Raw genomic sequence first — 19,098 nt, forward strand, 5'->3', positions numbered from 1 at the left:
GCGACCTTGAACGCACCCATAGCAGAACCCCATCGTTTTATCCTCGAGCCCTTTGAGGCTCGCCGTTTCGCCAATCTGTGCGGACAGTTCGACGAGCACCTGCGCCTGATCGAACAACGCCTGAGCATCGAGATCCGCAATCGCGGCAATCAGTTCGAGCTTATTGGTGAACCCCAACACACCACGTCTGCAGAAAACCTGCTGCGCCGCCTCTACCGCGAGACCAAAGGCAGTGAACTGTCGCCGGAAACGGTGCACCTGTACTTGCAAGAGTCCGCCGTGGAAGACCTGGCCAACAACCCTGTAGCCGAAGCCAGCGTGGCCCTGCGTACCAAGAAAGGCATGATTCGCCCAAAGGGCTTGAATCAGCAGAAGTACGTCAAGGCAATCCTCGGCAACGATATCAATTTCGGCATCGGCCCGGCAGGCACCGGCAAGACCTACCTGGCGGTGGCCTGTGCGGTGGATGCCTTGGAGCGCGAGCAAGTGCGGCGCATCCTGTTGGTGCGTCCGGCGGTTGAAGCGGGCGAAAAGCTCGGTTTCCTGCCCGGCGACCTGGCCCAGAAGATCGACCCGTACCTGCGCCCGCTCTACGACGCGCTGTACGAGATGCTTGGCTTTGAATACGTGGCCAAGCTGATCGAACGCCAGGTGATCGAAATCGCCCCGCTGGCCTACATGCGCGGCCGCACCCTGAGCAACAGTTTCATCATCCTCGACGAAAGCCAGAACACTACAGTCGAGCAGATGAAGATGTTCCTGACCCGCATCGGGTTCGGTTCCACGGCCATCATCACCGGCGACATTACCCAGGTTGACCTGCCCAAGGGTACCAAGTCCGGCTTGAGCCATGTGATTGAAGTGCTCAAGGACGTGCCGGGCATCAGTTTCACGCATTTCTCGCCCAAGGACGTAGTGCGCCACCCGCTGGTGCAGCGCATCGTCGAGGCCTACGAGCGCTTCGAACACCGCGACGATGGCCTGTCAAAGGACGGTCGCCGCGATGCTTGAGCTTGACCTGCAACTGGCCACCGAAGCGCCCGCCCCCAGCGAAGAGCAATTGCGCCAATGGTGTGCGCTGGCCTTGCGCCAGCGTACCGCCGACTCGGAACTGACCATCCGCCTGGTGGACGAGCCCGAAGGCCGCGAGCTGAACCGCACCTGGCGCCAGAAGGATTACGCGACCAACGTGCTGTCCTTCCCCGCCGACGTCCCTGATGAGCTGCTGGATATCCCCTTGCTGGGCGATCTGGTGATCTGTGTCGAAGTGGTCGAGCGCGAGGCGAAAGAACAAGGCAAGGAACTTGAAGCCCACTGGGCTCATCTAGTCATCCACGGCTGCTTGCATCTATTGGGTTACGACCATATAGACGATGACGAAGCCGAGGAAATGGAAACACTGGAACAAACGTTGCTTGCCCAATTGGGTCACCCTGACCCGTATGCAGACGACGAAACATAACTGACACAACAAAGGATTTAGAGTAATCGCTATGAGCGAAGACCGATCGAGCAACGGGCAAAAGTCATGGCTGGGTAAACTGACCCAGGCTTTTGCCCACGAGCCGAAAAACCGCCAGGAGCTGCTGGAGCTGCTGCGCGAGGCCCACCAGAACAAGTTGCTGGACAGCGAAGCGCTGGCCATCGTCGAAGGCGCCATCCAGGTGGCTGACCTGCAAGTCCGGGACATCATGGTCCCGCGCTCGCAGATGATCAGCATCAAGGCGACCCAGACCCCACGGGAATTCCTCCCGGCCGTGATCGACTCGGCGCACTCGCGCTACCCGGTCATCGGTGAAAGCCATGACGATGTCATGGGCGTCCTGCTGGCCAAGGACCTGCTGCCGCTGATCCTCAAGGAGAACGGCGACAGCTTCAACATCAAGGACCTGCTGCGTCCGGCCACCTTCGTGCCCGAATCCAAGCGCCTGAATGTGCTGCTGCGCGAATTTCGCGCCAACCACAATCACATGGCCATTGTGATCGACGAATACGGCGGCGTTGCCGGCCTGGTCACCATCGAAGACGTGCTGGAACAGATCGTCGGCGACATCGAAGACGAGCACGACGTCGAAGAAGACAGCTACATCAAGCCGCTGCCAAGCGGTGATTTCCTGGTCAAGGCACTGACGCCGATCGAGAACTTCAACGAGTTCTTTGACAGCGAATTCTCCGACGATGAGTTCGACACCGTTGGCGGCCTGGTGATGAGTGCGTTCGGGCATTTGCCCAAGCGTAACGAAACCACCGAGATCGGCGCCTATCGCTTTCGCATCCTGAATGCGGACAGCCGTCGGATTCATTTGATTCGCCTGACACCTATTGCCCGTTAAGGACTGAAATGCGCCGTCTCACCGCTCCCGGCTGGCCCGGTAATTTGCTGGCCGTGGTGGCCGGTGCTATCACCACCCTGGCGCTGGCGCCATTCGACCTGTGGCCGTTTGCGCTGCTGGCAGTCGGATTGTTCTATATCGGGCTGCGGGAACTGTCCCCGCGTCAGGCCCTGGGCCGTGGCTGGTGTTTTGGTTTCGGCCTGTTTGGTGCCGGCACCAGCTGGATCTACTACAGCATCCACCACTTCGGCGGCGCTTCGGTGCTGCTGGCGGGGTTCTTGATGCTGCTGTTCACCGCCGCCATTGCCTGGTTCTTCGCCCTGCCCGCGTGGCTGTGGGCGCGCTGGCTGCGCCGCAATGAAGCGCCGCTGGCCGATGCGCTGACGTTTGCCGCGTTGTGGGTCGGCCAGGAAGCCTTTCGCGGTTGGTTCCTCACTGGCTTCCCGTGGCTGTACTCCGGCTACAGCCAACTCGACGGCCCGCTCACCGGCTTGGCGCCAGTCGGCGGCATGTGGCTGATTTCCTTTGCCTTGGCACTCACGGCGGCCTTGCTGTGCAACCTGCCGCGCCTGCTGGCCGGCAAGCGCAATGCCTTTATCGGTGCCGGCCTGCTGTTGCTGGTCGCGCCCTGGGCCATCGGCCTGGCGCTCAAACACCATGCGTGGACTGCCCCTTCCGGTGCGCCGCTGACCGTGGCGGCTATTCAGGGCAACGTCGAACAAAGCATGAAGTGGGACCCGGAGCAGCTCAATGCGCAGCTGGCGCTGTACCGCGACATGAGTTTGAGCTCCAAGCCCGTCGATTTGCTGGTGTGGCCAGAAACCGCGGTGCCGGTGCTCAAGGAGTCCGTCGAGGGTTACTTGGGCATGATGGGCAAGTTCGCCGCCGACCGGCACACCGCGCTGATCACCGGCGTTCCGATTCGCCAGGAAGTGCACCACCAGAAGCGCTACTTCAACGGGATTACCGTGGTGGGCGAAGGCGATGGCACCTATCTCAAGCAGAAGCTCGTGCCGTTTGGCGAGTACGTGCCGCTGCAAGACATGCTGCGTGGGCTGATTGCCTTCTTCGACCTGCCGATGTCGGACTTCGCCCGCGGCCCTGCGGACCAGCCGATGTTGCAGGCCAAGGGCTATCAGATTGCGCCGTTCATTTGCTACGAGGTGGTTTACCCAGAGTTCGCCGCCGGCCTGTCGGCCCAAAGCGACCTGCTGCTGACCATCAGCAACGACACTTGGTTCGGCCGCTCCATCGGCCCGTTGCAGCACCTGCAAATGGCGCAGATGCGCGCGTTGGAAGCAGGCCGCTGGATGATCCGCGCGACCAACAATGGCGTGACCGGGCTGATCAACCCGTTTGGGCAGATCACCGTGCAGATCCCGCAGTTCGAGCGCGGCATTCTCTACGGCGAAGTGGTGCCGATGCACAACCTCACCCCGTACCTGCAATGGCGTTCGTGGCCGCTGATCATCGTGTGCGTGATGCTGTTTGGCTGGGCGCTGCTTGCCGGCCGGATGTCCAAAACCGTTTAACCAGAATCAACCCAAACCCAATGTGGGAGGGAGCTTGCTCCCTCCCACATTTTGATTTGCGGTGTTATCGATAAAACAACCGATACCCCACCTGCCCCACCGCCTCGTTGATCAACTGCCCGCTCTGCCACACCGACTTGGACTCCGGCATCCAGCCGCCCAACGGCCGGGCATTGTCCACGCTCAGGAAGCCTACGGGTGCCGGCACCACGGTGAAGCCGGCCTTTTCAAAACTCCACACCGAACGTGGCATGTGCCAGGCCTGGGTCACCACCACCACGCGCTTGATGCCCTCAGGCAATAGAATCTCGGCGCTCATCTGCGCGTTTTCCCAGGTGGTACGGCTGCGTTCTTCCTTCCAGCGCACCGCCACGCCGAAGTCATCCTGCATCGACACCGCCATCATCTGCGCTTCACTGGGCGGGGTGCCATAGTGCAAGCCGCCAGTCGTCAGTACCGGCAACCCGGAGGCCTTCGCCAGTTGCGCGGCATAACGCTGGCGTTCCAGGCCGATACCGGTGGGCTGGTCAGTTCCCCACGCCGGGTCACCGCGCTCACGGCCCGAACCCAGCACCACAATGGCGTCTGCGCGCTGGGCGAGGGTCGACCAGTCCTCACGTGCCAATGGCGGCTCGGTTTGCAGGGCGCGCGCGCCCCACTCCACCATCACCGGTAGGCTGATCAACCACATGCCACCCAGGCCCAACGCGAAGCAGCAACCTGCCAGCCGAGGGCGGCTGCGCCGAAACCACCAGGCAACGACCAACAGCAGCAAGAAAATGCCGGGCGGCAGCAGCAGTTGTTTGATGAAATAACGAATAGGCATCGGACATCTCCATAGATGCCCGAAGCCTAAGGTGTAACGGGGTTTAGCGACAATCTTTACGGTGACATAACACGCTGGTGCGGTTCAGCGGGGAGTGAACTACTTGTAGCGGGCGGACCGGAGTGTTTCCGGGCCACGACCGGCCGGCAAGTCCTTGAGCCACACCACTTTGGCAGAGTGCGTGGGCTCTTTGGCTGGCGGGGTTGCCACCCAAGGAGGCGCACTGCGCGGGTTGCGTTCCAGGTAAGCCTTGATCAGTTCCAGCTCTGCGCGGCTCAACCCGCGCAGTTCCACCTCCACAGGCCGTTCATCACGCAATCGGCCTGCTGTCCTTGCTGCATCCAATGCACGACCCAATCGGTCGATCAGTCCTTCGTAGATTTCCGGTTTCGTTGCGGTTCGCTGCGATTCAACCATCCCCTCACCTCATTGAAGAAAGACTTGCTCCCCACTAAACAGCGTAGTCCCCGTTGCTACGCCTGCCCGGCGCCGCGACAGACGGCCTCGACCGCGCAATCAGGGTTTCCCTCGATAGAGTGGGGTCATGTATGCTACGGCGCTTCCTGTAACTCCACTTCCCGCAGGGTTTGGGCATGGACGCGCCGCTTTTTGGTGTCGATCTGCCTGGACAGTGCTCCGAAGAGGATTAGGCCACCCCTATTCAGTTCAAAAGTAGCCATGCACGAACAATATCAGCCCCGTGAAATAGAAAATGCCGCCCAAACCTTCTGGGACGAGCAAAAGTCCTTTGAAGTCAGTGAACAGCCGGGCAAGGAGACTTTCTACTGCCTATCGATGTTCCCTTACCCCAGCGGCAAGCTACACATGGGGCATGTGCGCAACTACACCATCGGCGACGTGATTTCCCGCTACCAGCGCATGCAAGGCAAGAACGTCCTGCAACCTATGGGTTGGGACGCTTTCGGCATGCCGGCAGAAAACGCCGCGATGAAAAACAACGTGGCTCCCGCCAAGTGGACCTACGAAAACATCGCCTACATGAAGACCCAGCTGCGCAGCCTGGGCCTGGCGGTGGACTGGTCCCGCGAAGTGACCACCTGCAAGCCGGACTACTACCGCTGGGAACAATGGCTGTTCACTCGCCTGTTCGAAAAAGGCGTGATCTACCGCAAGAACGGCACCGTGAACTGGGACCCGATCGACCAGACCGTCCTGGCCAACGAGCAAGTGATCGACGGTCGCGGCTGGCGTTCCGGCGCACTGATCGAAAAGCGCGAAATCCCGATGTACTACTTCAAGATCACCGCCTACGCGGATGAACTGCTGTCGAGCCTCGACGACCTGCCGGGCTGGCCTGAACAGGTCAAGACCATGCAGCGCAACTGGATCGGCAAATCCAAGGGCATGGAAGTGCAGTTCCCGTACAGCGTCGATTCCATCGGCAGCGCCGGCGCACTCAAAGTCTTCACCACCCGCCCGGACACCCTGATGGGCGCGACCTACGTCGCCGTGGCTGCCGAGCATCCACTGGCCACCCAGGCCGCACAGAACAACCCTGAGCTTGCGGCGTTCATCGCCGAATGCAAAGGCGGCAGCGTGGCCGAAGCCGACGTCGCCACCCAAGAGAAAAAAGGCCTGCCGACCGGCCTGTTCGTCGAGCACCCACTGACTGGCGAAAAACTGCCGGTGTGGGTCGCCAACTATGTGCTGATGCATTACGGCGATGGCGCAGTAATGGCTGTGCCGGCCCACGACGAGCGCGACTTCGAGTTCGCCGTCAAATACAGCCTGCCGATCAAGTCGGTGGTGCGCACAAGTTCCGGCGACACCAACCCGACGCCGTGGCAGGACGCTTACAACGAACACGGCACCCTGATCAATTCCGGCGAATTCGACGGCCTGGACTTCCAGGGCGCCTTCGACGCCATCGAAGTCGCACTGATCAAGAAAAACCTCGGTGCCTCGCGCACCCAGTTCCGCCTGCGCGACTGGGGCATCAGCCGCCAGCGCTACTGGGGCTGCCCGATCCCGATCATCCACTGCGACACCTGCGGTGATGTTCCTGTACCGCAGGACCAACTGCCAGTCGTACTGCCGGAAGACGTGGTGCCGGATGGCGCTGGTTCGCCGCTGGCACGCATGCCCGAGTTCTACGAGTGCAGTTGCCCGAAATGCGGCGCGCCGGCCAAGCGCGAAACCGACACAATGGACACCTTCGTCGAGTCCTCGTGGTATTACGCCCGCTACGCCTCGCCTCATTACGAGGGCGGCCTGGTGGAAAAATCCGCGGCCGACCATTGGTTGCCGGTGGATCAGTACATTGGTGGCATCGAGCACGCCATTCTTCACCTGCTGTATGCGCGCTTCTTCCACAAGCTGATGCGCGACGAAGGCCTGGTGAGCTCCAACGAGCCGTTCAAGAACCTGCTGACCCAAGGCATGGTGATCGCCGAGACTTACTATCGTCGCGAAGCCAATGGCGCCTACACCTGGTTCAACCCGGCGGACGTCGAGCTCGAGCGTGACAGCAAAGCCAAGGTCATCAGCGCCAAGCTGATCGCCGACGGCCTGCCGGTAGAAATCGGCGGTACCGAGAAAATGGCCAAGTCGAAGAACAACGGCGTCGACCCTCAGTCGATGATCGACCAGTTCGGCGCCGACACCTGCCGCCTGTTCATGATGTTTGCCTCACCGCCTGACATGAGCGCCGAATGGTCCGACTCCGGCGTCGAAGGCTCGCACCGCTTCCTCAAGCGTGTCTGGCGCCTGGCGCATGCCCATGTCAGCCAAGGCCTGCCGGCCAAGCTGGACACCGCGAGCCTGAGCGACGAGCAGAAACTCATTCGCCGCAGCACCCACCTGGCCATCAAGCAAGCCAGCCAGGACGTGGGCCAGAACCACAAGTTCAACACCGCCATCGCCCAAGTGATGACGCTGATGAACGTGCTGGAAAAAGCCCCGCAAGTCACCGAGCAGGATCGCGCACTGGTACAGGAAGGCCTGGAAACAGTCACCCTGCTGCTGGCGCCGATCACGCCGCATATCAGCCACGACCTGTGGAGCCGCCTGGGCCACAGCGACGCGGTCATCGATGCGCGCTGGCCGGTGCAGGATGACAGCGCGCTGGTACAGGACACGCTGCAACTGGTGATCCAGGTCAACGGCAAGCTGCGTGGCCAGATCGACATGCCAGCCACTGCCAGCCGTGAAGAAGTCGAAGCCGCCGCGCGCGTCAACGAGAACGTGCTGCGTTTCACTGAAGGCCTGACGATCCGCAAAGTGATCGTGGTGCCTGGCAAACTGGTCAATATCGTCGCTAGCTAATCGGATCGGGCGCAGGGCTCAAGCCCTGCGCCGAACAAAGCCTTCAGGGCCTCGATAAGGCCCACATGGTTTCAAGGGGAGCAACAAAATGATCAAACGCAACCTGCTGGTTATGGGCCTTGCCGTACTGCTGAGCGCTTGCGGCTTCCAGCTGCGCGGCACCGGCACCAATGACCTGACGATCAAGGAACTGGACGTCAGCGCCCGCGACGCCTACAGCGAGACAGTGACCCAACTGCGCCAGGTCCTGGAAAGCAGCGGTGTACACGTCTACACCGGCGCGACCTACAAACTGTTCCTGGCCAACGAGAAAGAAACCCAGCGTAACCTGAGCTACGCCAGCGCCGGTCGCGCCTCGGACATAGAACTGAGCACCGTGCTGGAGTTCGAAATCCAGGGCCGCGACCACCTGCCGTTGATGGGTGACAAGATCCAGGTGCAGAAAATCGTCAGCCACGACGGCAACAACCTGGTGGGTTCGGACTCCGAAATCATCCAGGTGCGCAAGGAAATGCGTCGCGAACTGGTGCAGCGCATGGTCCTGCGCCTGTCGATGCTGACCCCAGAACAGCTCGAAACCCTGCAGCAAGCGGCTGACAACAAGGCCAAGGCTGATGCCGATGCGCTGAAAGCGGCGAAAGAGTACGAAGACAACACGCCGAAACAATCGCCTGTTGAAGTACCCGCCGAGTAAGCCAGACGGGGCGCTCCAAGCGCCCCGTTTACCCTGCCTATGAAACTCGCCCCCGCCCAACTCGCCAAACACCTGCAAGGTGGCCTCGCGCCTGTCTACATCGTCAGCGGTGATGACCCGCTGCTGTGCCAGGAAGCCGCCGACGCCATCCGTACCGCCGCCCGCCAGCAAGGTTTCGATGAACGCCAGGTCTTCAGCGCCGACGCCAGTTTCGACTGGGGCACGCTGCTGCAAGCCGGTGCGAGCATGTCGCTGTTCGCCGAAAAACGCCTGCTGGAGCTGCGCCTGCCTTCGGGCAAGCCCGGTGATAAAGGCGCGGCGGCCCTCATGGAATACTGCTCGCGCCCGGCAGAAGACACGGTATTGCTGATCAGCCTGCCCAAACTCGACGCCAGCGCGCAGAAAACCAAGTGGGGCAAGGCCCTGGTGGAAGGGGCGCAGACCCAGTTCATCCAGATCTGGCCGGTGGACAGCAACCAGTTACCCCAGTGGATTCGTCAGCGTCTTTCCCAATCGGGTCTGTCGGCCACCCAGGATGCGGTGGAGTTGATCGCCGCCCGGGTCGAAGGCAACTTGCTTGCCGCCGCCCAGGAGATCGAAAAACTCAAGCTGATGGCCGAGGACGGGCAGATTACCGTCGAGACAGTCCAGGGTGCCGTGGCCGACAGCGCACGCTTTGACGTATTCGGGCTGGTGGATGCGATCCTCAACGGCGAACCCGCCCACGCCCTGCGCATGCTCGAAGGCCTGCGCGGCGAAGGAGTGGAGCCGCCGGTGATTCTCTGGGCGCTGGCCCGTGAGTTGCGGGTACTGGCCAATATTGCCCTGCAATACAGCCAGGGCACGCCGCTGGACAAGTGTTTCAGCCAAGCCCGACCACCCGTCTGGGACAAGCGCAAACCCCTGATGAGCAAAGCCCTGCAACGGTACTCGGCGCAACGCTGGGCACAACTGTTGCTGGAGGCGCAGCGCATCGACGCGCAGATCAAAGGCCAGGCAGCCGGTTCGCCGTGGATGAGCCTGAGCCGTTTGTCGCTATTGATGGCCGGCCAGCGCCTGACACTTCCCGCCGAATAACCCTTCCCTTAAAAACACTGCAAAACCCATGTGGGAGGGGCAAGTCGAATCGTCGCACCGCCCCTCCCACATTTTGATTACGTTTACAATTCATGGGCTTTACAGCGGCCTAACTTCGGCAGATTATTTGCGCCGCATCCCCCATCAAGAGTATCGACCATGAGCAAAAAGCCATCCAAGCATGGCCCCAACAAGGCCAAATCCATCATCGCCCAGCCACTGTTCCGCAGCCGTCAGGAACGCGCCGGCAAGGGCAAAGGCAGCTACCGCCGCGAAGCCTTCCAGTCTAATAGCTGGGAGGCTTCTTACTTTCTGGCTGCCTGAAGGCAAGCGCCCCTCTGACATGATAAGGTCTGTGCCTGATTTGTAACCCCTGGACCTGTGCATGCCCTCTCGTCTTTCCCGTCATTGGCACCTTCGCCAATTGATCGCTGCCTCCAGCCTCATTCTGCTTGTCGCCTGCGCGGAAAAACCCACCGCAGCCGACGCCCAACCGCTGCCAAAGCTCCAGACCGCTCCCGTGGTAGCGCCCGCTGTCGTGGCCCCACTGGCGGTGGACAACCTCGACATCCAGCCGACCCAGACGTTTGCCGAATGGCAGGCCGGCTTTCGCGCGCAAGCCCTGCAGGCCGGCATTACCGCTGCCGTGTTCGACAACGCGTTCGCCAACGTCACCCCCGACATGGCAGTGATCCGCGCCGACCGTAGCCAGCCGGAGTTTTCCCGCCCGGTGTGGGAATACCTCGACGGCGCGCTGTCGCCGCTGCGGGTGCGTAATGGCCAAGCGCTGCTGATCAAGTACGCCGACATCCTGCAAAGCATCGAGCAACGCTATGGCGTCGACCGCCAGGCGCTCGTCTCGGTGTGGGGCATGGAAAGCAACTTCGGCCAGTTCCAGGGCAACAATTCGGTGATCCGTTCCCTGGCGACCCTGGCCTATGAAGGCCGGCGCCCGGCGTTTGCCCAGGCGCAATTGCTGGCAGCCCTGCAGATCATCCAGCACGGCGATATCCAGGCCGACCAGATGAAAGGCTCCTGGGCCGGCGCCATGGGCCAGACGCAATTCATCCCGACCACCTACAACACCCACGCCGTGGACTTCGATGGCGACGGTCGCCGCGACATCTGGAACAGCCCGGCCGACGCCCTCGCCTCCACCGCGCACTACCTGCAAAGCTCCGGCTGGCAGAAAGGCCAGCCGTGGGGCATTGAGGTCAAACAATTGCCGGCGAACTTCGATTACGCCCTGGCCGATGGCGGCATTCGCAAGACCGTTGCCGAATGGCTGAAACTGGGCATCCAACTGCCGCCGGGCGCAAGCATGCCGGCCAATGTCGACCAACTCTCCGCCGCCCTGCTGCTGCCTGCGGGCTACCGTGGCCCGGCGTTCCTGGTGTTGGATAACTTCCGCGCAATCCTCAAGTACAACAACTCGTCGTCCTACGCGCTGGCGGTTGGCTTGCTGTCGGAGCGGTTTGGTGGGGGCGGTGTGATTCGCGGCGAATGGCCGAAGGATGAGCTGCCGTTGAGCCGCTCCCAGCGTATGGATCTGCAGACCGCGTTGACTGCCAACGGCTATGACGCGGGCAACCCGGATGGGATTATCGGTGCCAACACCCGTAAGGCGATTCGTGCGGCGCAACAGGCGCTGGGCTGGCCGGCGGATGGGTATCCGACGGTGAAGTTGCTGGAGTCGTTGCAAAACCGCTAGATCTGCTTATGGCGACTATTGCAATCGGGGCAAGCCCCCTCCCACATTTTGATTTGTGAATACATTCAAGTGTGGGAGGGGGCTCGCCCTCGATTGCGGTTGAGCAGACACCAACAGATTCAGGGTTTGAACACCACATCCTGCTCCAACACCACCCGCTGTTCCCCCGCATCCAGCCGCACCAATGCGCCCATCGGCAGCGTCAGGTTCGGATCGCAATGCCCGCTGCGCCAGCCAGACAATACTGGAATGCCCAGAGGCTCGAAGCTCTGCTTCAGCAAGCGCTCCAGCGCACCGTTATCCACCCCCGCCACATCACCGACCAGCACCCCGGCGACCAGCGCCAACTTGCCCGCCAGGCGCAGGTGCGTGAGCAAGCGGTCGATACGGTAGATCGGTTCGTTGACGTCCTCGATAAACAGGATGATGCCTTCAGCCTCCAGCTCGAAAGGCGTGCCCATCACCGCCGCGATCATCGACAGGTTGCCCCCCAGCAAGCGCCCACAGGCGATGCCAGGCTCTATGGTGGTCAACGGGAACGCCACCGGGTGCGCGAGCACACTGCCGGCGCCGAGCTGGCCACGTAGCAGGCTGAACAGGGAGGACTCGGTAGGTGGCTGCTTGTTTCCGAGCAGGTCGGCATTGAGCATCGGGCCGTGGAAGGTCACGAAGCCAGCGTAACGGTTGATCGCCAGATGCAGGGCGGTGATGTCGCTATAGCCTACAAACGGCTTGGGGTTGGCGCGGATCAGGTCGAAGTCCAGCGCGTCCAGCAATCGTGGCGTTCCATAGCCGCCGCGCAGGCAGAAGATGGCATCGATATCGGGATTGGCAAAGGCGGCGTGCAGATCGTTGAGGCGGACTTTATCGCTGCCGGCGAGGTAGCCGTCGCGCTCATAGACGCCGGGGAAAATTCGCAGGTCGTAGCCGCGGGTGCGCATCCATTGGCCGGCCTTTTCAACGTCCAATGCGGCGGGGCCGGCGGGGGCGATCAGGGCGATGGTGCCTTCAGGACGAAGGGCTGGAACGGCTGCTGTCATACACAACTCTCCCTCGTTAACGCGCAAAAAAATGTGGGAGGGGGCGTGCCCCCTCCCACATTGGACCTGCGGTGTAGCGCAGATCTGTATTACGAGACCAGGCTCGCCTTGACCAGCTTGGCCTGCTCATCAGCGTGGTACGAGGAACGTACCAGCGGGCCCGAGGCAACGTTCTTGAAGCCCATCTTGTAGCCTTCCTCGGCGAACCAGGCGAAGGTGTCCGGGTGCACGAAACGCTGCACCGGCAAGTGGCTGCGCGACGGTTGCAGGTATTGGCCCAGGGTCAGCATGTCGATGTCGTGTTCGCGCATGCGCTTCATGACTTCGATGACTTCTTCGTCGGTTTCGCCCAAGCCCAGCATCAGGCCGGATTTGGTCGGGATGTGCGGCATCATCTGCTTGAATTTCTGCAGCAGGGTCAGCGACCACTGGTAGTCCGAACCCGGACGCGCAGCCTTGTACAGGCGTGGCACGGTTTCCAGGTTGTGGTTGAACACATCCGGTGGCTCGGCAGCGGTGATTTCCAGCGCCACGTCCATACGGCCACGGTAATCCGGCACCAGGGTTTCGAGCATCACGTTGGGCGACAGCTTGCGGATTTCACGGATGCAGTCGGCAAAGTGCTGGGCACCGCCGTCACGCAGGTCATCGCGGTCAACCGAGGTGATCACCACGTATTTGAGTTTCAGGTCAGCGATGGCGATGGCCAGGCTTTGCGGCTCGTTGACGTCCAATGGCTTCGGACGGCCGTGGCCGACGTCGCAAAACGGGCAACGACGGGTGCAGATGTCGCCCATGATCATGAAGGTGGCGGTGCCGCCGGAGAAGCACTCACCCAGGTTCGGGCAGGAGGCTTCTTCGCACACGCTGTGCAGTTTGTGTTTGCGCAGCAGGGCCTTGATACGGTCGACTTCCGGCGAAACCGGGATGCGCACGCGGATCCAGTCGGGCTTTTTCGGCAGTTCGGTGGTCGGAATGATCTTCACCGGGATGCGTGCAACCTTCTCGGCGCCGCGCAGCTTGACGCCGGCTTCCACCTTGGCACGCGGGGCCGGGGCCGGACGGTCGGTAATGTCCAGCGTCGGGATCATGGTTTGCACTGCATCAGTAGTCATAATCAGTCGATTCCGCCCGTAAGGGTCGTCTGCTCAGCATAGTCGAGGTGTTTGACGAGCTGCGCGCGCAGCCGGGCACTAACCTCGGCAAATTTAATCGGTGTGGCGTGCTCGCTCATCTGGGTCATTGCCAACCCGGCGTAGCCGCACGGGTTGATCCGACGGAACGGGGCCAGGTCCATGTCCACGTTCAGGGCCAGGCCATGAAAGGAACACCCGTGACGGATGCGCAGCCCCAGGGAGGCGATTTTCGCGCCATCTACATACACACCTGGGGCATCGGGCTTGGCTGCGGCGGTTATCCCGTAGCTGGCCAGCAGCTCGATCAGGCAAGCCTCAATGCGGCTGACCAGGTCGCGCACGCCAAAACCCAGCTTGCGCACGTCCAACAGCAAATACGCCACCAGTTGGCCGGGGCCATGGTAAGTCACTTGGCCACCTCGGTCGACCTGCACCACCGGAATATCACCCGGAAGTAGCAGATGTTCGGCCTTGCCGGCCTGGCCCTGGGTAAACACCGGCGGGTGCTCCACCAGCCAGACCTCATCGGGAGCCGAGGTGCCGCGCTCGTTCGTGAAGCGCTGCATGGCGTGCCAGACAGGCTCGTAGGCCATCTGGCCGAGCTCGCGAAAGCCCAGGACCTGTGACATCACAACACCATGTGCACGAAGCCGGTGGCCCGCAGTTCGCTATTGATGTCGTAGAGCTGGTCTTGTCCGGTCGCAACGATGTGCAACTGGATAGTTGTGTACTTACCGGTGGTGCTGGATCGCTCATCCACCCGGTTATCGTTGATCGTCGCGTGTTTACGCACGATCTCAAGAATCTTGTCCTTGCGGCCAACGCCCGTGTCGCTGATCACCTTGATCGGGTAATCGACCACCGGGAATTCGATCTTTGGCGCCTTTACTTCTACTTCTTTATCGGTCATGGCGTAACGGCCTCGTAAGCGGTAAGCCGTGGCGACGGGCAAAGCCCCGCGTCGGATCAACGCGGGGCTTTGCAGGTGCACACAATCAGTTGAACAAGCCGTAGAAGAATAGACGGATGCTATCCCACACGCGGCGGAAGATACCACCTTCGTCGACGGCGTCCAGCGCGATCAGGTCAGCGCTGTGCACGACCTTGTCGTCCAGCTTCACTTCGACTTTACCGATCACATCACCCTTGGCAATTGGGGCAACCAATTGCGGGTTCATGGTCATGCTGGCAGCGAGCTTTTTCAGCTGGCCTTTAGGCATGGTCAGGGTCAGGTCTTCAGCCAGGCCGGCCTTGACCTGCGAGGTTGCGCCCTTCCAAACCGGCGCGGTCGCCAGCTCGGCGCCCTTTTGGTAGAAGGTCTGGGTTTCGAAGAAGCGGAAACCGTAGGTCAGCAGTTTTTGCGTCTCGGCCGCACGGGCCTGCTCGCTGTTGGTGCCGAACACGACGGCGATCAGGCGCTGGCCATCACGGACGGCGGACGACACCATGCAGTAACCCGCTTCGTCGGTGTGGCCGGTTTTCAGACCATCGACGGTCTTGTCACGCCACAGCAGCAGGTTGCGGTTTGGCTGCTTGATGTTGTTCCAGAAGAACTCCTTCTGGGAGTAGATCGCGTAGTGCACAGGGTCAACACGGATGATCGCGCGGGCCAGGATCGCCATGTCGTGAGCCGACGAGTAGTGCTCTGGGTTCGGCAGACCGGTCGGGTTCATGAAGTGGCTGTTGGTCATGCCCAGGTCGGCCACGGTTTTGTTCATCATGTCGGCGAACGCGTCTTCGCTGCCGGCGATGTGCTCGGCCAGCGCCACGCTGGCGTCGTTACCAGACTGGATGATGATGCCGTGCAGCAGGTCGCTCACGGTGACTTGCGAGCCCACCTTGATGAACATCCGCGAACCACCGGTACGCCAGGCGTTTTCGCTGACGGTCACCGGGTCGTTCTCGCCGATCTGGCCGCGACGGATTTCCAGGGTCGCGATGTAGGCGGTCATCAGCTTGGTCAGGCTGGCCGGTGGCAGGCGCTGGTCACCGTTGCTCTCGACCAGCACGTTGCCGCTGGCAGCGTCCATCAGGACCCAGGCCTTGGCGGCCAGTTGCGGTGAAGCCGGCACCATTTCAACCGCCCAGGCGGCCGGAGTGATGATCAGCGAGATAAGCAGGCACGTGCGTTTGGCTAAGGTGGTGATGTTCATCCGTCTCTCGAAATTGCTTATGGAAACTTGCCCTCACGGGCAAAACTTATTCAGACAGCCCGCTACCAGACTGTCACGTGTTCGGTTGCCCGCTCACCCCTTGCCCCTGGGTTTTTGTTGTTCAACGAGCCAACAACCAAGGCTCAAGCCCGCGCACGGACCTGACCCATCAATGCTTTGTTATTCGGCGGTGACCACGCTGGGTTGCCCCAGGTTGGCCAGGCGCACGCTGTTCTGTACTTGCGCGACTTCGCTCGGCGAGCCGATCGGGCCCATGCGCACGCGGTGCAGGGTCTGCTGGTTACGCACGATGGAGCTGATAAAGACCGGCGCGTTGACCATGCCGCTGAGCTTGGACCTTAACAGTTCTGCCGCATCCGGGTTGGCGAAAGCGCCCACCTGCAGGTATTGCCCGCCCGCGACGGAAGCGCCTGGCGCTGCACGGGGCACCACGACCGTATCCGGTGCGTGCTGCTGGGGTGGCGGTGTCCACTGTTCGATCTTGCCGGCCGATGCCGTCACTTGCGGCTGCGCAGCCTGCGGCTCGTTGAGCATCAACGGTGCAGGCTTGCCGCGCTGGGCCCAATACTGCGCCGGGTCGATGCCTTCGACCTTGACCCGCGCCGTGCCGGTTTCGGCATAGCCGAGTTTTTTCGCAGCGGCGTAGGACAGGTCGATGATGCGGTCCGAATAGAACGGCCCACGGTCGTTGACCCGCAGGATCACGGTGCGGTTGTTGTCCAGGTTGGTCACGCGCACATAGCTGGGCAGCGGCAGGGTTTTATGCGCCGCGCTCATGCCGTACAGGTCATAGACCTCGCCATTGGCGGTGTTCTGGCCATGGAACTTGGTGCCGTACCAGGATGCCGTACCCGATTGCACGTAGGTCTTGGACTCTTGCAGCGGAAAGTAGGATTTGCCCAGCACGGTATACGGATTGGCCTTGTACGGCCCGGTGTGCAGGGTCGGCGTGGCATCCGGGATCTTAGACACATCGACATCCCACCACGGCGCGCCGTCTTTGTGCGCGCGGTTGATGTCCAGGCCGGGCTGGGAACGCACAGCCGTGCCGCCGGACTTCGGTGCCGGGCCACGGCTGGTGGAGCAACTGACGACCAGCAGGGACAACGCGGCGAACGCCACCAGCTTGAGCGGTTGTTTGAACGGCGATACCCGCATTACTTGTTGCCCCGTGCTTGGACCAGCATGTCTGACAGCTGATGCACGGCCATGGCGTACATCACACTGCGGTTATAACGCGTGATTGCGTAAAAATTCTTCAGGCCCATCCAGTATTCAGGGCCGTTTTCGCCTTCCAGGCGGAACGCCGTGACTGGCATGTCATCGCGTGGCGCATTCTGACTCGACCAGCCCAGCGCCCGCAACTCCCCGACCGTCTTGACCGGCTCGATGCCCTGGGTCAGGCCTTCATCGGCGCGCTCCCCGCTGACATCGGCGCGAATCACTACCGGCTCGCCGCCCACCCAGCCGTGGCGTTTGAAGTAGCTGGCCACGCTGCCGATGGCGTCGTCGGGGTTGCTCCAGATATTGATGTGGCCGTCGCCGTCAAAATCCACGGCATACGCGCGAAAGCTGCTCGGCATAAATTGCGGCAAGCCCATTGCGCCGGCGTAGGAGCCCTTGAGGGTCAGCGGGTCGACCTGTTCTTCACGGGCCAACAGCAGGAATTCGCGCAACTCCTTGCGGAAGAAGTCGGCGCGGGGCGGGTAATCGAAGCCCAGGGTCGACAAGGCGTCGATCACCCGGTAGCTGCCGGTATTGCGCCCGTAGAAGGTCTCAATGCCAATGATCGCGACAATCACCTGCGCCGGCACGCCGTATTCCTGCTCGGCGCGGGCCAGCACGGCTTCATGTTCGCGCCAGAAATCCACACCGCGTGCCACGCGGGCGTCGGTGAGGAACATCGGGCGATATTCCTTCCACTGCTTCACGCGCTCGGCGGGACGCGAGATGGCGTCGAGGATCGCCTGCTTTTTCTGGGCCTCGCGGAACACGCCCATCAGTTGCTCACCGGCGAAACCGTAGTCGCGGGTCATCTCACCGACAAATTCGGCGACCTGGGGTGAACCATCGTAGTCACCGGCCTGCGCCTCTTGCGTTGCGCCCAGCAGCCCAATCAGGCTCATCCAGGACGCATGCCGAGTCGCCCAGCCGCGCATTACTTGCATTGACATCTTCACCTTATTCAAACCTGTGCGATCCACTTGCGATGCGTATGAATCGACATCAAAACCCCAAACGCTGACAGCAATGTCACCAGCGAAGTTCCGCCGTAGCTAATGAACGGCAACGGCACCCCAACCACCGGCAGCAGGCCACTGACCATACCGATGTTGACGAAAACGTAAACAAAAAAAGTCATGGTCAAGGCGCCGGCGAGCAATTTGCCGAACAAGGTCTGGGCCTGGGCGGTAATCACCAGGCCACGTCCGATCAGCAGTAAATAGATCAGCAACAGCGCGCAGATGCCCACCAGGCCGAACTCTTCGCCCATCACCGCGATAATGAAGTCGGTATGGCTCTCGGGCAAAAAGTCCAGGTGCGATTGGGTGCCCAGCAGCCAGCCCTTGCCAAACACGCCGCCGGAACCGATGGCTGCCTTGGACTGGATGATGTTCCAGCCGGTGCCGAGCGGGTCGCTTTCCGGGTCGAGAAACGTGAGGATCCGCTGTTTCTGGTAGTCGTGCATAAAGAAGAACCACATGGCCACTGCCACCGGTACGGCCGCTGCCAGCACGCTGAGGATCCAGCGCCAGCGCAAACCGCCCATGAACAGCACGAACGCACCGCCGGCGAGGATCAGCAGCGAGGTGCCGAGGTCCGGCTGGCGCACGATCAGGATGAACGGTATGCCGATCAGGATCAGGCTGATGCCCACGTGTTTAAGCTGCGGCGGCAAGGTGCGCTTGGACAGGTACCAGGCGATGGTGGCCGGCATCAGGATCTTCATGAATTCCGACGGCTGGAAGCGGATCACCCCTGGAATGTTGATCCAGCGGGTCGCACCCATAGCGTTGTGGCCCATGACGTCCACCACCACCAGCAGCAATACGCCGGCGACGTAGCCGAGCGGCACCCAGCGCGCCATGAAACGCGGCTCCAGCTGGGCGATCACCACCATCGACAGCAGCCCCAGGCCAAACGACGACGCCTGCTTGATCAGCAAGTCCCAGTTCTTGCCGCTGGCCGAATACAGCACGAACAGGCTGCCGGCGGCCAGGGTCAGCAACAGGATCAGCAACGGGCCATCAATGTGCATGCGCTGCAGCAACGTCGCACGGCGACGCATC

General features: G+C 61.6%; 19 protein-coding genes. 9 read left to right on the plus strand and 10 right to left on the minus strand.

The window, feature by feature from the left end:
• Window positions 1-6: 6 nt before the first annotated feature.
• Genes PspS35_RS26100 through lnt form a run of 4 tightly spaced genes read left to right on the plus strand, consistent with a single transcriptional unit; the run spans window position 7 to window position 3,865 of the window.
• A complete protein-coding gene (locus PspS35_RS26100; protein WP_159937378.1) occupies window positions 7-1,011 on the plus strand; it encodes a PhoH family protein in 1,005 nt (334 codons plus the stop codon).
• Complete coding sequence (gene ybeY, locus PspS35_RS26105; RefSeq protein ID WP_159937379.1) at window positions 1,004-1,462, plus strand: rRNA maturation RNase YbeY; 459 nt, start codon at window positions 1,004-1,006, stop codon at window positions 1,460-1,462. The genes PspS35_RS26100 and ybeY overlap by 8 nt, the downstream gene beginning before the upstream one ends.
• A 31-nt stretch (window positions 1,463-1,493) precedes the next feature.
• Window positions 1,494-2,333, plus strand: coding sequence for an HlyC/CorC family transporter (locus PspS35_RS26110; RefSeq protein ID WP_005791724.1), 840 nt, complete (start codon window positions 1,494-1,496; stop codon window positions 2,331-2,333).
• A gap of 8 nt (window positions 2,334-2,341) precedes the next feature.
• Window positions 2,342-3,865 carry an apolipoprotein N-acyltransferase gene (gene lnt, locus PspS35_RS26115; protein WP_159937380.1) on the plus strand — a complete coding sequence of 508 codons (1,524 nt, stop codon included), beginning with the start codon at window positions 2,342-2,344 and terminating at the stop codon, window positions 3,863-3,865.
• Between the two features lie 64 nt (window positions 3,866-3,929).
• Here lnt and PspS35_RS26120 read toward each other — a convergent pair whose 3' ends face one another.
• Both PspS35_RS26120 and PspS35_RS26125 read right to left on the minus strand, forming a co-directional pair.
• Window positions 3,930-4,691 carry a YdcF family protein gene (locus PspS35_RS26120; RefSeq protein WP_159937381.1) on the minus strand — a complete coding sequence of 254 codons (762 nt, stop codon included), beginning with the start codon at window positions 4,689-4,691 and terminating at the stop codon, window positions 3,930-3,932.
• Window positions 4,692-4,790: 99 nt separating this feature from the next.
• Complete coding sequence (locus PspS35_RS26125; protein ID WP_159937382.1) at window positions 4,791-5,108, minus strand: hypothetical protein; 318 nt, start codon at window positions 5,106-5,108, stop codon at window positions 4,791-4,793.
• A gap of 261 nt (window positions 5,109-5,369) precedes the next feature.
• On the opposite strand from PspS35_RS26125, the gene leuS reads away from it, so the two are divergent.
• The 5 genes from leuS to PspS35_RS26150 all read left to right on the plus strand — a co-directional run bounded on the left by leuS (window position 5,370) and on the right by PspS35_RS26150 (window position 11,458).
• A complete protein-coding gene (gene leuS / locus PspS35_RS26130; RefSeq protein WP_159937383.1) occupies window positions 5,370-7,976 on the plus strand; it encodes a leucine--tRNA ligase in 2,607 nt (868 codons plus the stop codon).
• A gap of 88 nt (window positions 7,977-8,064) precedes the next feature.
• Window positions 8,065-8,670 (plus strand): LPS assembly lipoprotein LptE, encoded by a 606-nt coding sequence (lptE, locus tag PspS35_RS26135; protein ID WP_159937384.1) that lies wholly within the window; start codon window positions 8,065-8,067, stop codon window positions 8,668-8,670.
• A gap of 39 nt (window positions 8,671-8,709) precedes the next feature.
• Window positions 8,710-9,747, plus strand: coding sequence for a DNA polymerase III subunit delta (holA, locus tag PspS35_RS26140; protein ID WP_159937385.1), 1,038 nt, complete (start codon window positions 8,710-8,712; stop codon window positions 9,745-9,747).
• Window positions 9,748-9,906: 159 nt separating this feature from the next.
• Window positions 9,907-10,071, plus strand: coding sequence for an alternative ribosome rescue factor ArfA (gene arfA / locus PspS35_RS26145; RefSeq protein ID WP_003176285.1), 165 nt, complete (start codon window positions 9,907-9,909; stop codon window positions 10,069-10,071).
• A gap of 61 nt (window positions 10,072-10,132) precedes the next feature.
• Window positions 10,133-11,458 carry a lytic murein transglycosylase gene (locus tag PspS35_RS26150; protein ID WP_159937386.1) on the plus strand — a complete coding sequence of 442 codons (1,326 nt, stop codon included), beginning with the start codon at window positions 10,133-10,135 and terminating at the stop codon, window positions 11,456-11,458.
• A gap of 119 nt (window positions 11,459-11,577) precedes the next feature.
• Here PspS35_RS26150 and PspS35_RS26155 read toward each other — a convergent pair whose 3' ends face one another.
• The 8 genes from PspS35_RS26155 to rodA form a co-directional block, all read right to left on the minus strand.
• Entirely contained in the window at window positions 11,578-12,498 is a 921-nt protein-coding gene (locus PspS35_RS26155) for an LD-carboxypeptidase (protein WP_159937387.1), read from the minus strand.
• A gap of 89 nt (window positions 12,499-12,587) precedes the next feature.
• Window positions 12,588-13,589 carry a lipoyl synthase gene (gene lipA / locus PspS35_RS26160; RefSeq protein ID WP_174244893.1) on the minus strand — a complete coding sequence of 334 codons (1,002 nt, stop codon included), beginning with the start codon at window positions 13,587-13,589 and terminating at the stop codon, window positions 12,588-12,590.
• 26 nt (window positions 13,590-13,615) lie between these two features.
• The gene (lipB, locus tag PspS35_RS26165; RefSeq protein ID WP_159937389.1) at window positions 13,616-14,263 is read right to left on the minus strand and encodes a lipoyl(octanoyl) transferase LipB; all 648 of its coding nucleotides are present in this window, start codon (window positions 14,261-14,263) and stop codon (window positions 13,616-13,618) included.
• Window positions 14,263-14,544, minus strand: coding sequence for a DUF493 domain-containing protein (locus tag PspS35_RS26170; protein ID WP_159937390.1), 282 nt, complete (start codon window positions 14,542-14,544; stop codon window positions 14,263-14,265). Before PspS35_RS26170 ends, lipB begins: the two co-directional genes overlap by 1 nt.
• A gap of 85 nt (window positions 14,545-14,629) precedes the next feature.
• Entirely contained in the window at window positions 14,630-15,787 is a 1,158-nt protein-coding gene (locus PspS35_RS26175) for a D-alanyl-D-alanine carboxypeptidase family protein (protein WP_099584672.1), read from the minus strand.
• 180 nt (window positions 15,788-15,967) lie between these two features.
• Window positions 15,968-16,966, minus strand: coding sequence for a septal ring lytic transglycosylase RlpA family protein (locus PspS35_RS26180; protein WP_159937391.1), 999 nt, complete (start codon window positions 16,964-16,966; stop codon window positions 15,968-15,970).
• Complete coding sequence (mltB, locus tag PspS35_RS26185; RefSeq protein ID WP_159937392.1) at window positions 16,966-17,976, minus strand: lytic murein transglycosylase B; 1,011 nt, start codon at window positions 17,974-17,976, stop codon at window positions 16,966-16,968. Before mltB ends, PspS35_RS26180 begins: the two co-directional genes overlap by 1 nt.
• A gap of 17 nt (window positions 17,977-17,993) precedes the next feature.
• Window positions 17,994-19,097, minus strand: coding sequence for a rod shape-determining protein RodA (rodA, locus tag PspS35_RS26190; protein WP_174244894.1), 1,104 nt, complete (start codon window positions 19,095-19,097; stop codon window positions 17,994-17,996).
• Between the last annotated feature and the right edge of the window lies 1 nt (window position 19,098).

The organism is Pseudomonas sp. S35 (assembly GCF_009866765.1).
Classification (GTDB): Bacteria; Pseudomonadota; Gammaproteobacteria; order Pseudomonadales; family Pseudomonadaceae; genus Aquipseudomonas.